Here is a 12,609-nt window from a genome sequence, read left to right as displayed (position 1 = left end):
TTATCCCACGCTAAGACTATATTTTGTACAGCAGTGGAGAAGGATGAGAGACCAGCAGTTCATTAACAGGGACTCCTTTTTGCTTAAGCGGCTCAATGGTTCTTTCTATATAAACCGTATTCCAGAGTGTTATCGCCGCCGTATGTAGTGTCAGCGCCGGTGGCGTGGTAACGCTGATCCTCCCACCCCCAGATCCCTGATTTCATTCAGCCGGTGCATGAAGGATGCTCGCCCAAGGGCCTCACCCTTATTCAGCCCCGCCTGTATGCATCGGCCTAAGCCTTTATCGCAAAATCAGTCCAGCATAAACAGCGTCCGATCTCTGCAGAAAATCGCCCTCTGCGCTACGAGTTTGAACGCATTTACTCTGTTTATAGGTAACATTCGCTCCACGATATAATGATATCGGCAACGTATTCAGCATCCTGAGCATGAGTCAGAAGGTGATCCGCCTTACCCAACGAAATGAAACTCTTGGGATGCTTTGCTGCTTTGAATATTTTTTCGGCCTGCTCAATTAACACAGTATCATCTTCAGTCGCATGAAAAATAAGCAGAGGCTTGTTCATGGCGAACACCTTATGAGCGATTTTGTGTTCCTGAATATTGTCCAGCATCTGTTTCTTTAAGGTAAATACCCGCCCGGCCAGCTCAACGGGATAGGCTCCATGCTGGTTAATGTTTTCAACATCATCCTTAAAAAGACGTTTTACGTGTGTCAGTTCTCCGGGTGATCCTATGGTGACAACGGCCTTTGCCTCAGGAACTTCGCCGGCAATAGACAGAATGGCCGATCCCCCCAGGCTATGGCCGATGAGCAAAGAAGGCGCTTCGTACTGTCGGCGGAGATAATCTACCGCGCAAAGCAGGTCCGAAATATTGGATGAGAAGTTGGTGTTGGAAAAATCCCCTTCGCTGTTTCCCAGACCAGTAAAATCAAACCGGAGAACGGCGATAGCATTCTCTGTCAGTTTCCGCGCAATACGCGCCGCGCCTTTGAGGTCTTTGCCACACGTAAAACAATGAGCTAACAGCGCAAACGCTTTAGGATTTTCAGGAAGTTCAAGCAATCCGGCCAGTTCTTCACCAGCCGCATTTTTGAACGTAAATTTTAGTTTTTTCATAGGATATTCCAGGTCTTAAACTGATTTCATATGTTTGATCGCAGGGAAAAATAATCTTCTGCTCTGCATCTGGCATTACGCGTTTTCCTTCCTCTACTGGGGATGTGAAACAGAATTCATTCCGAATGCCTGTCCTCACCTTCCAGTTTGAAAGCTGATTATTGCTTCCTGTTCGGTGATCACTTACGCTATGCTACCAACTAGATGGTAGTTTACAAGAATTTTATGAGGTCTCACTGAATGGCCAATTGCGCGCTCATTCTTAAAATATCCCTGGCAATGCTGGCGTTTGCTGCAAACTCTATTCTGTGCCGTCTGGCCCTGCAGGGAGGCCACATTGATCCCCTTTCATTCAGCAGCCTCAGGCTGGCCAGTGGTGCACTCGTCCTGTCACCTTTCTTGTTTTATCACGCAAAAACTACATTATCGCTGTGGCGTCCGCTGAGCGGATTTTACCTCATGGTGTACGCAGTGCTCTTCTCTGTCGCCTATATCCATCTCGATACCGGGGCAGGTGCGCTGTTACTTTTTGGTGCCGTACAGTTTGCGATGGTGATCCACGGATTATTTAAAGGGGAATCACTCTCCGTTATGCGGGCTTGCGGTTTAGTTATTGCTCTGGCAGGAATTGCTGCCCTGCTGTTACCCGGGGCGAAGGCACCGCCGCTTTACAGTGCACTTATGATGATCGTTGCCGGATTAGCCTGGGCCGCCTATTCCGTCAGGGGGAGGGCGGGCCAGGCGGCCGGGGCTTCAACGGCGGCAAATTTTGTACTCGCCACGCCGATGGCTCTCGCTCTTTCGTTGCTGTTTATGAAGCAGGGTCACTATGATGCTGCGGGCATTGCTTTGTCATTGCTGTCCGGTGCCGCCGCCTCAGCCGGTGCATATGTATTGTGGTATACCCTTTTACCCTCTCTCGGCTCTATCACCGCCAGTACCCTTCAGCTCAGCGTTCCCTGTCTGGCAATGCTAGGGGGTGTGGTATTCCTGGATGAATCACTGACGGTCAGAACGATATTTTCTGCCCTGGCGGTGCTGACTGGCATTGTGATGGTGACACGCGAGAAATCCCCCCGTCAGTCGATGACAAAGGCGAGAGAACCTTAATAACGCAATTAATTCATGCAGTTGTGATGATTCTCTTATGTTAATCACACGAGCCAGTTTTCCCGCTCCGGCATCAGACTGACAGTAATACTGAGGTCGACGTTTCTGACTACACCTAAGGCAGGTTTATGAAATGAAATATGATTTTGATGAGTACGTAAGCAGAGAGAAAACAGACAGTCTCACCGTGGACGGCTGGCGGGAATACCTGTTTTCGGGACAGTCCGAATTTGCAATGCGGTATCCGGCAGAAGGGCTAATCAACCTCTGGGTTGCTGACATGGCTTTTGCCACACCAGAGCCGATTCTTCAGGCCATCAGAGACCGTCTGGATAGAAAAATACTCGGCTACACTAAAATCTACGACGAAGAATACTATGAGATCTTTGGCAGCTGGTGTGAGCGACAATATGGTCACCGTTTCAAAACGGAAGACATTGTGCTGTCTCCGGGCATTATTCCCGCGCTGAACCGTCTCGTCCCGCTTCTGACCGACATGGATGACAGTATTCTTATTATGACGCCTTCATATGGCCCGTTTAAAAAGGCGGGTGAATACAGTCAGCGTCGCGTGGTGTACTCGGCGTTAAAAAAATCAGCAGGCGGCTGGGAACCTGACTGGGAAGACTTTGCACGCAAAGCCAGTCAGGCCGATTTACGTGTGAAAATTCTTTTCCTGTGTAATCCGCATAACCCGACCGGACGAGTCTGGCGGCCTGATGAACTTAAGCGGATTATTGAAATTTGCCTGGCCAATGACATCTGGGTGATATCTGACGAAATTCACTGCGACCTGTCCCGAAGCGGTATCGGTCATACACCGGCCGCCTCTCTTTTCCCTGATTCTACACGCATTATTACCTGCATGTCCTCGAGTAAAACATTCAATCTGGCCGGGAATTTGTTGGCAAATATCATTATTCCGGATCCCGGTGTCAGAAGCGAGTGGCGTCTCAGACACGACGAGTTCATCTCTCCACTGAGCCTGGCAGCAAACAAAGCGGCGTGGAGTGAATGTGATGACTGGCTTGTCCATCTGAGGGAATATATTGACGGCAATTTCCAGTACCTGCACGACTATCTCAAAAGCTATTTACCCGAAACCAGGTTCTCGATCCCCGAAGGGACATATCTGGCCTGGATAGATATTAGCCGCTACCTGCCCGACACCGCAGGTGAGGATTTATCGCTGTATTTTGCCCGGGAGTCAGGGGTCCTTCTTGAAGGGGGCTTGCTGTTTGTCGACAATGGGGACGGATATATCCGGTTAAATCTGGCCTGCCCACGGAGTATGCTGACAGCAGGGATGAAAAGAATTTCACAGGTACTGCGGATACCGGCTCCTCATCGTGTATAACCCCTTTCTCTCTGGCCGTTTTGTCCTGTCAGGATGTCGTCAGAACCCGGCATAACACCCTGTGCCGGGAACACAAAAGGCACGGATGAACAGGTCGTGAATATTCTTAGTGAAGCCTGCTGATGACATGTCTGGCGACAAAAAAATGCCGCCCTTAAGGGGCGGCTTATGCCAGCGTCACGGGGTTATCGTCTGACCGCCATGATGCCCGCATCGACATCCCAGATAGCGCCCGTCACCCATGAGGTTTTGTCAGACAACAGGAAGAGAATAGTGTTTGCCACATCTTCGGCAGTTCCGACGCGTCCCAGCGGGTGGAAATCGTTCAGCGACTTCATAGCATCTGCGATATCCGCTTTGTCCATGAAGCCTTCGTATATCGGCGTATGAACAATCCCGGGAGACACCGCGTTGACACGAATACCCGCGCTGGCCAGCTCAATCGCCAGATTACGCGTCAGGGCATGCAGACCCGCTTTTGCCATTGAATAGGCCGAGGCCGGCGAGTCACCCAGTGCAGCCTGAGCACCAATCGAACCGACGTTGACGATAGACCCTTCGAGCTTCGCGGCGAGCATGTTCTTCACGACATCCTGTGTAATAAAGAACGTGGCTCGGTTCAGCGAAAGATACATGTCATAATCGGCAAAGCTGTGCTCGGTAAATCCTTTGGGCATGAAGATACCGGCGGCATTCACCATCAGGCTGATATCGCGATGGTGAGCATTAATTTCCTGACGGATAGTTTCCATACCTTCTTCGGTCATCAGGTTCGCCGCGATGACCGCAACCGGTCCCAGAGGGCTCAGTTCTTTTTGCACCGCTTCGGCTTTGTCTTTTTTATTCCCGGTCAGCACGACACTGCCGCCCGCTTCCAGTACCATGCGTGCCACGGCCAGGCCCATGCCGCTGGTACCGCCGACGACGAGCAGTTTTTTACCTTTGAAAAAAGTGTTCATTTTCTGACTCCATTACTGGTGGGTAAGACGTTGCCGGCAGCGTGAAACTGCCGGCGGTTGACGGATTAAATACTGCAGCCATCCGTTCCGCAGGTCTGACCCGCAGTGGCTGAAAATTCGGTTTGCTGTTCATCCCAGACCTGACGCAGGGCATTCAAAAAGTTATCTGCTGCCTGAGCCCCGCTGATGGCATATTTTTCGTTCATCACAAAAACCGGAACGCCGCTGAGGCCAATAGACTGTGCGTGGGCTTCATCGTCGGAAACGGTGGCGCGAAAATCGTCATTTTCCAGGGCGGCTTCAGCGTCAGCTTTCGGCATACCGGCTTCTACGGCCATGGCAACGAGCTGCTGACGGTCAAAGAGAGAGCGACCTTCGGTGATACTGCCATGATAAAAACGTTCTTCCACCGCGTCCGCAATTCCGGCCTTACGCGCGGCAACCAGCAGGGTGTGTGCATCTTCTGTATCACCAAACATCATGCCGTCGAAGTTGTAGATCAGACCTTCAGATTTACCGGCGGTGCCCACCTGATTCATCATCAGCTCCGCTGAATGCTGACTGCCCAGCTTTTTAACGATGGCATCCTTAAAAGGCATCGCGGGAGTACCACCGGCCAGACGGTAGCTGTGATGGCGGATCACCACCTGGTCGCGAAATTCAAAGCGATTCAGACCCTGTTCAAATCTTTTTTTAGCAATCCAGCACCACGGGCAGACCAAATCTGACCAGATATCGATGGTAAGGGTGGGTTTCAGCGTTTGCATAATGATTCCTCAAAGACGTTGGGCGGTCGGATCTCACTTATCAGAGAACCGCGACCGTATGGGATTTATTGCGCCTGCCAGACCGGGTAATCGGTATAGCCTTTTTCCGGGGAACCACTGACGCCGTAGTAGGTGGCGCGGTCACTTTCTGCCAGTGGCCAGCCGTTTTGCATTCTTTCAACCAGATCCGGGTTAGCGATGTAGGGCACACCAAATGCCACCAGATCCAGCTCATCATCTTCCAGAGCCTGCTCTGCGATATCACGGGTAAAACCGCCGGCAGCGATGATGGTGCCTTTAAACGTGTTGCGAAAACGGCGGCGGAAGCCTTCCGGAAGTGGCGCTTTGATGTACACCGGCTGATAGTAAAGGTGTACGTAGGCCAGTTCCCGCTGACCGAGCGCGTCGGTGATGGCTGACCAGGTTTGCTCTTCACCTTCATACGGCGCGAGGTCATAAATGCGGCCGAACGGTGACAGGCGCACGGCAACGTGGCTGTTACCCACGGCTTCCGCCACGGCGTCAATGGTCTCCAGCAGGAAACGCTGACGATTTTCCACCGAGCCGCCGTATTCGTCGGTGCGGGTGTTCAGTTCGCTACTGAGGAACTGGTCAAAGATGAATCCGTTTGCCGCCATGATTTCCACGCCGTCAAAGCCGGCTTCCATCGCCAGGCGTGCGGAGTGCACGAAGTCTGCAGTGATGCGTTTAACTTCATGCGTTTCCAGCGCGCGTGGCTGGCTTGGTACAACCGGGCCCGGTTCTCCGGATTCGGTCAGCGCAAAAACGGTGGTATTGACCGCCTGAACGGTGCCCGCTGAAACCGGCGCTATGTGGCCTGGCTGAAGAGAGACGTGAGACATACGGCCGACGTGCCAGAGCTGCGCGAAAATACGGCCACCTTTGGCGTGAACCGCTTGTGTCACCTTACGCCAGCCCTGGACGTGTTCGTCGTTGTAGATACCAGGGGTATAAAGGTAACCCCGGCCTTCTTCTGAAACCGGCATCCCTTCGGTGATGAGCAGGCCAGCAGAAGCACGCTGTGCATAGTACAAAGCCACGACCTCATCCGGCACGTCATTCATGGTGCGGGTGCGGGTCATCGGTGCCATGACTACACGGTTTTTTAACGCCAGGCCAGACAGATTGTAGGGGGTGAAAAGCTTACTCATCGTATACCTCACAAAAAACAAAAAGGAGTATCCCGGCAGGGATTTGCACAGCCCGGCAGTATCATCGACTGGACGTCGCGCACTGGAGTTGCATAAACATCTGATGGGTGGCAATATACCAACCATCTAGTAGGTAGGTCAATGGCTGTGTCGTATTTTTTTGTCATAACGCAGCCATTTCTGAATTGTCACTCATTTTGCGAGGTCATCACCATGCGTACATTAACAGCTTATAACGAAGATAATTTCCGCCAGATAGAGCAGTACAACGGAATATCGGTGGTACGTTTCTCTGCACCCTGGTGTCCGCCCTGTCAGGCCAGCGAAGAAATGTTCAGTCAGTTTGCAGACCGGCTCGATAGAGATATTCAGGTGGGGAAAGTCAATGTAGATCAGGCGCCGGTGCTGACAACCAAATACGAGATCTGGGGGCTGCCGTCTGTGCTGATATTTCATGAAGGGCAATTAGTTAAACGCATACCGGGTGTGAAACCTGCATCGGTATATGCTCAGGCTATTGCGGACATAAAAAAAGGGCAGTAATGCCCTTTTAACGTGGAATTTATTAATGCTTAACCGCGTGCCTGACCGACGGCATCCAGAGTGCGGGCTGAATAAATGACCGCCGCGCCAGCGTTGAGGTTAATCGCCACGCCCAGCGCTTCAGCAATTTCAGCGTCGGTTGCACCGGCTTTCACAGCGGCGTCGGCGTGAAAAGCAATACAGCCGTCGCAGTGGGTTGTGACTGCGCACGCCAGGGCAATGAGTTCACGCACTTTTGCGCCCAAAAGGTCAGTTTTGTTACCTGCGTTGCCCAGGGCAACCACGCCTTTCATGGTCTCGGGGGTCAGTTTGCCCAACTCGCCTAAACGTTGCATTAACTCTGAGCGATAGTTGTTCCAGTCCAGCATAGTGTCATTCTCCTGAATGAGGGGTATTAAGAAGCAGTTTTATATACTTAAGGCTGTTGGCGAAGACTTCGGGTCTGGCCGTTGCATGCGCCACTACGCTTGAGCCTTCACAGACATTAATGATCATCAAAGCAATATCTGATGGTTCGGCATGGGATGAAAACTCACCTGACTCCATGCCCGCCCTGACGACTTTTGTGAGCCACTCGATTTGCATATCGAAATAAAGTGATGTCTGTACAGTAATTGCCTGAGGCAGATTGGCGGTCTCTGCTGACAACGCACAACACAGTGGCAGTAGCGAAGCTTTATGGCTTTGCGCGAAGATATCGATGTAAGCCGCAATTCTTCTCTCCGCGCTTTTCTCAGTCGCCTCTATCTGCTCAAATACGCGTTGTGTATCAGAGAACGCCTGTATTACCACCTGCTCACCCAGAATATCTTTGGTCGGGAAATGGTGATGAATACTGGCCTTGGTGATACCCACTATTTTTGATAAATCAGCATAGCTGAATACTGAATACCCTTTTTCGCGCATCAGGTGTTCTGCTTCGCTGAGCAGCCGTTCCCGTGTCATGGTTGTCATAATTACTCCATATAATCTACTAGTTGATAGATTATATTGTTGCTATTTTTCCGTAGCAAGTTGTATCACTGACTCAGTATCGTGCAGAGCTGAACGTCACTGCCATCCTGCATTCTGAATGGCAGCATTACATCTCTGACATCACGCCAGGCGTGTAATCATTTCAACCGGATTAGCCAGAGTATCGTGGATTGGCGAATTCTTTTGCATTTCGCTGACCAGCGCTTCTAACTCCTCGCGACTGGCGGTCTTGCTCGTAAGGTGAACATCGACGCGAATAGATTTCGCACCTTTACGCACGTTGCTGTCCAGCCCAAGGAAGCCGTTGAGGTTGATATCGAAATTAAGATCCAGCTCGATACCGTCCAGGTCGATCCCTTTTTCAGCAGCCATCATGGTAAGGGTGGCGGTATAACAGCCAGCCAGCGCCTGCATGATGTATTCAGTCGGGCTCATGCCGGTATCGGTGCCGAGTAAACCTGCGGGTTCATCACCGATATTAGAAAATTTCCCCACACGGCTGGTATCGATAACGCCGTTCTGGATTGTGGCGCCGGTCTCTGTGCGAACGGTTAATCCGCCGCTGGAACGGGCTTTCATCTGGAAAGTCAGGTTACCCAGGCCAGGCTGGCTGCGAACTGCTTCACGGGTATTGTGGATCGCAGCTGCGTCTGCAGAAGGTTTAACGGTAGTAGACATAATGGCTCCTGTAATTTCTTGATAAAAGGTATAGCTGGTGTAACCAGCACCAATCATCTAGTTGGTAGATTAGTGTCGCGAACCTCTTTTGTCTACTCTTTTATAAAAAATAGGGGGAAAAGAACCCAGCAGGCTGTTTTATTTCATAATAACCATTTGATTTTTTTTATAATCTTCCCAGCCGCTCACTCTTGCAGCAATCCAGCCTTTACCCGAAGGATAGTCTGGCGGGTGGTATTAAATTCCCGGGCAATAGCACTGATACTGATGCCAGCATTTAGGCGCTCTGTCACTGTTTGCTTTTGTTCCTCGCTCAGGATGGGGGGGCGACCGAAGCGTTTTCCAGCCGCTTTTGCCCTCGCAATACCTGAATACGTTCGCTCAAGCAGCAAATCCCGCTCAAACTCCGCTACAGCAGAAATTACCTGCATAGTCATTTTTCCGGCCGGACTGGTCAAGTCAACGCCTCCGAGTGCGAGACAATGAACGCGAATATCTAAAGCCGCCAGTTGCTCTACTGTTTTTCGGATATCCATCGCATTACGACCCAGACGGTCAAGTTTGGTGACAATCAGTACATCCCCATTTTCCATGCGATCTAGCAACCGGATAAATCCGGGGCGTTCGCTGGCAGCAACCGAGCCACTGATATGCTCCTCAATAAGTCGTTGGGATCTGATGGCAAAACCCGCCGCTTCAATTTCACGACGCTGGTTTTCTGTGGTCTGTTCCAGAGTTGAGACCCTGCAGTAGGCAAAAACACGTGACATGGGAAACTTTCCGTACGAAATGGATGTCCGAATTATAACGTGTGTCCGAAATTAATTTCACTAAGTTTCGGACATGTGCTGTAAGTGGTGTACGAAACCGACCGGTTTCGGTCACAGCGAACAAATAACAGATGAAAACTATACGCGAGGGAGGCATTTATGCCACGGCGACAGATACTGAGCAGCGAAGAGCAGGAACGCTTACTGGTTATACCAGATGATGAAATTATTCTGACCCGAATGTGTTTTCTGAACGAACCGGATATTGCGCTCATTAATAAGCACCGAAGGCCAGCGAATCGCCTGGGCTTTGCTGTATTACTCTGTTATCTGCGTGGACCTGGATTTATTCCGGACAAAAGCAGTGCTCCTCACAATGGCGTTGTATCCAGGGTTGCTTCCCGACTGAAACTTCAGCCTGATTTATGGCCGGAATATGCATCCAGAGAGCAAACCCGCTGGGAACATCTGACCGAACTTTATCGCTACCTGGAACTATCCCCGTTCAGCCGGTCAATGCAAAAAGACTGTATCCGTCATCTGCACCCCTATGCCATGCGAACTGACAAAGGATTTATGCTGGCGGAAGAAATGCTCAGCTGGCTACATAACAATAATGTTATTTTCCCTTCTGTTGAAGTGATCGAACGGACGCTTGCCGAAGTCGTCACGCTCGCTAACAGATCGGTATTTTCGACACTTACCGCGCAACTGGAAAAGCAGCATAAATCAGCACTCGACAGCCTGCTCATATCAGAGGGTGAACAACCTTCCCGTCTGGCATGGCTGCTACAGCCTCCGGGTAAAATAAACGGTAAAAATGTGCTGCAACATATCGACCGGCTTAATTCCATCGCTGCGCTGGGGTTGCCTGATGGTATTGCACTTTCCGTTCACCAGAACAGGTTGCTTAAACTGGCGCGTGAGGGCCGGAAAATGAGCAGCAGGGACCTGGCAAAATTCACCGATGTCAGACGTTACGCTACGCTGGTTTGTATAATAACAGAGGCCAGGGCCACCCTGACTGACGAAGTGATTGATCTGCACGAGCGTATCCTGGGTAGTCTGTTCAGCAGGGCAAAACGCACGCAGGCCGAACGGCTCCAGCAAACGGGAAAGCTTATTCAGAGCAAGCTGAAGCAGTACGTTACCGTCGGGCAGGCGTTACTTAACGCCAGAGAATCCGGGGAAGATCCCTGGACTGCAATAGAAGATGTCCTTCCCTGGCAGGAATTCATCAACAGCGTGGAAGAAACGCGGTTTCTTTCCCGTAAGGGCAATTTCGACGCGCTTCATCTGATCACCGAAAAATACAGTACGTTGCGTAAATATGCCCCGCGTATGCTGTCAGCATTGCAGTTCATGGCGACACCTGCGGCGCAGGCGCTCAGCGATGCGCTGGACACCATAACGGAAATGTACCGTAAACAACTTCGTAAAGTGCCGCCATCAGCGCCAACAGGGTTTATCCCTGAAAGCTGGCGAAAACTGGTGCTCACGCCTTCAGGCATCGACCGCAAGTACTACGAGTTTTGCGTACTGAATGAACTCAAGGGTGCATTACGTTCCGGTGATATCTGGGTAAAAGGATCGCGCCGCTACAAAAATTTTGATGATTATCTCATCCCGACTGCTGAGTTTGAGAAATCCCGACATAATGACCAGTTACAGTTGGCCGTTCAGACCGATAGCCAGGCATACCTTCAGGCCCGTATGACTCTTCTTGCATCTCGGCTGGAAGAAGTTAACGCGATGGCGCTTGCCGGTGATTTGCCCGATGTAGATATCTCAGATAAAGGCGTAAAAATTACTCCACTGGAGAACAGCGTTCCTTCAGGTGTTTCGCCCTTTGCAGATTTGGTCTATGGCATGCTTCCCCATCCGAAAATTACGGAGATACTGGAAGAAGTTGATAGCTGGACGGGATTTACGCGTCACTTCGCGCACCTCAAAAATAATAACGTCAGACCAAAAGACGGAAGACTGTTGCTGACCACCATTCTGGCTGACGGCATCAACCTTGGGCTGACAAAAATGGCGGAATCCTGCCCTGGGGCCACAAGATCGTCACTCGAAGGTATTCAGGCATGGTACATCAGGGATGAAACTTATTCAGCGGCACTGGCCGAGCTGGTCAACGCACAGAAAGAGCGGCCTCTGGCCGCATTCTGGGGCGACGGGACAACATCGTCGTCAGACGGGCAGAACTTTCGGGTAGGCAGTCACGGACGTTATGCCGGTCAGGTCAATCTTAAATATGGTCAGGAGCCGGGCGTGCAGATTTATACGCATATCTCAGACCAATACAGCCCGTTCTACGCCAAAGTGATCAGCCGGGTGCGCGACTCAACCCACGTGCTTGATGGCCTGCTGTACCATGAAAGCGATCTGGAAATTACCGAGCATTACACCGATACCGCAGGCTTCACTGAACATGTTTTCGCCCTGATGCACCTGCTGGGATTCGCTTTTGCGCCAAGGATCCGTGATCTTCATGACAAGCGGCTGTTTATTCATGGAAAGGCCGAGCGCTATCCGGGGCTTCAGTCTGTCATATCAACAACCTGCCTGAATATCAAAGACATTGAGTCGCACTGGGATGAGGTATTGCGCCTGGCAACCTCGATTAAGCAGGGGACAGTCACCGCATCACTGATGATGAAAAAGTTAGCCAGTTACCCAAAACAGAATGGACTTGCCAAAGCGCTGAGAGAGATTGGCCGCATCGAACGGACACTATTTATGCTGGACTGGTTCCGTGATCCCGGTCTGCGCCGACGCGTGCAGGCGGGGCTGAATAAGGGTGAGGCCCGTAATGCCCTTGCGCGAGCGGTCTTTTTGCACCGTCTGGGTGAAATAAGGGATCGTGGGCTGGAGAATCAGAGTTATCGCGCCAGCGGGCTGACATTACTGACAGCAGCGATCACGTTGTGGAACACGGTATATATAGAAAGAGCTATTGAGTCACTAAAACGAAAGGGTATCCCGATAAATGAGCAACTGGTCTCTCATCTTTCTCCCCTGGGCTGGGAACATATCAATCTGAGTGGAGATTACGTCTGGCGTAATAATCTTAAGCTGGGATCCGGAAAATACCGCTCATTACGTACAGTCGATACCGCTTTGTACAAAAAACAGGCTTAACGTAGGATAT

Annotated in this window: 12 protein-coding genes and 1 pseudogene; 4 read left to right on the top strand and 9 right to left on the bottom strand. The window is 51.0% G+C overall.

From position 1 onward, the window contains the following. Positions 1-31: 31 nt before the first annotated feature. Together ACNQ0T_RS22815 and ACNQ0T_RS22810 are read right to left on the bottom strand one after the other, a co-directional pair. Positions 32-345 (bottom strand): annotated as a pseudogene (locus ACNQ0T_RS22815) (Tn3 family transposase); the annotation flags it as partial. Positions 346-371: 26 nt separating this feature from the next. Then, a complete protein-coding gene (locus ACNQ0T_RS22810; RefSeq protein ID WP_004729622.1) occupies positions 372-1,124 on the bottom strand; it encodes an alpha/beta hydrolase family protein in 753 nt (250 codons plus the stop codon). Between the two features lie 240 nt (positions 1,125-1,364). Here ACNQ0T_RS22810 and ACNQ0T_RS22805 point away from each other — a divergent pair, with 240 nt between their 5' ends. Together ACNQ0T_RS22805 and ACNQ0T_RS22800 are read left to right on the top strand one after the other, a co-directional pair. Further along, positions 1,365-2,234 carry a DMT family transporter gene (locus tag ACNQ0T_RS22805; protein WP_001567390.1) on the top strand — a complete coding sequence of 290 codons (870 nt, stop codon included), beginning with the start codon at positions 1,365-1,367 and terminating at the stop codon, positions 2,232-2,234. A gap of 133 nt (positions 2,235-2,367) precedes the next feature. Beyond that, positions 2,368-3,591 (top strand): MalY/PatB family protein, encoded by a 1,224-nt coding sequence (locus tag ACNQ0T_RS22800; protein WP_023287190.1) that lies wholly within the window; start codon positions 2,368-2,370, stop codon positions 3,589-3,591. Between the two features lie 185 nt (positions 3,592-3,776). Here the strand turns inward: ACNQ0T_RS22800 and ACNQ0T_RS22795 are convergent, their stop codons facing one another. The 3 genes from ACNQ0T_RS22795 to ACNQ0T_RS22785 form a co-directional block, all read right to left on the bottom strand. After that, a complete protein-coding gene (locus ACNQ0T_RS22795) occupies positions 3,777-4,550 on the bottom strand; it encodes an SDR family NAD(P)-dependent oxidoreductase (protein ID WP_004729618.1) in 774 nt (257 codons plus the stop codon). A 65-nt stretch (positions 4,551-4,615) separates the two neighbouring features. After that, a complete protein-coding gene (locus tag ACNQ0T_RS22790; RefSeq protein WP_001194072.1) occupies positions 4,616-5,317 on the bottom strand; it encodes a DsbA family oxidoreductase in 702 nt (233 codons plus the stop codon). A gap of 65 nt (positions 5,318-5,382) precedes the next feature. Beyond that, positions 5,383-6,489: an alkene reductase gene (locus ACNQ0T_RS22785; RefSeq protein ID WP_021242986.1), complete on the bottom strand. Its 1,107-nt coding sequence runs from the start codon at positions 6,487-6,489 to the stop codon at positions 5,383-5,385. A gap of 213 nt (positions 6,490-6,702) precedes the next feature. Between ACNQ0T_RS22785 and ACNQ0T_RS22780 the strand changes: the two genes are divergently transcribed. Then, positions 6,703-7,032: a thioredoxin family protein gene (locus ACNQ0T_RS22780; protein ID WP_021242987.1), complete on the top strand. Its 330-nt coding sequence runs from the start codon at positions 6,703-6,705 to the stop codon at positions 7,030-7,032. 29 nt (positions 7,033-7,061) lie between these two features. On the opposite strand, the gene ACNQ0T_RS22775 is transcribed toward ACNQ0T_RS22780, so the two are convergent. The 4 genes from ACNQ0T_RS22775 to ACNQ0T_RS22760 form a co-directional block, all read right to left on the bottom strand. Then, on the bottom strand, positions 7,062-7,400 hold the full coding sequence (locus ACNQ0T_RS22775) for a carboxymuconolactone decarboxylase family protein (RefSeq protein ID WP_021242988.1): 339 nt from the start codon (positions 7,398-7,400) through the stop codon (positions 7,062-7,064). A gap of 4 nt (positions 7,401-7,404) precedes the next feature. Then, complete coding sequence (locus ACNQ0T_RS22770; protein WP_020277920.1) at positions 7,405-7,986, bottom strand: TetR/AcrR family transcriptional regulator; 582 nt, start codon at positions 7,984-7,986, stop codon at positions 7,405-7,407. A gap of 141 nt (positions 7,987-8,127) precedes the next feature. Continuing rightward, positions 8,128-8,685, bottom strand: a complete 558-nt coding sequence (locus tag ACNQ0T_RS22765) for an OsmC family protein (protein ID WP_000108589.1) — start codon at positions 8,683-8,685, stop codon at positions 8,128-8,130. Between the two features lie 185 nt (positions 8,686-8,870). Beyond that, entirely contained in the window at positions 8,871-9,455 is a 585-nt protein-coding gene (locus tag ACNQ0T_RS22760) for a recombinase family protein (RefSeq protein WP_012695450.1), read from the bottom strand. 159 nt (positions 9,456-9,614) lie between these two features. Here ACNQ0T_RS22760 and ACNQ0T_RS22755 point away from each other — a divergent pair, with 159 nt between their 5' ends. Then, on the top strand, positions 9,615-12,599 hold the full coding sequence (locus ACNQ0T_RS22755; protein ID WP_071701339.1) for a Tn3 family transposase: 2,985 nt from the start codon (positions 9,615-9,617) through the stop codon (positions 12,597-12,599). The last annotated feature ends 10 nt before the right edge of the window (positions 12,600-12,609 follow it).

The organism is Enterobacter cloacae complex sp.6700776, assembly GCF_048284255.1.
GTDB classification, from domain to species: domain Bacteria; phylum Pseudomonadota; class Gammaproteobacteria; order Enterobacterales; family Enterobacteriaceae; genus Enterobacter; species Enterobacter intestinihominis.
The sequence above is the reverse complement of the archived record's forward strand: the minus strand, read 5'-3'. Positions and strand labels throughout refer to the sequence as shown.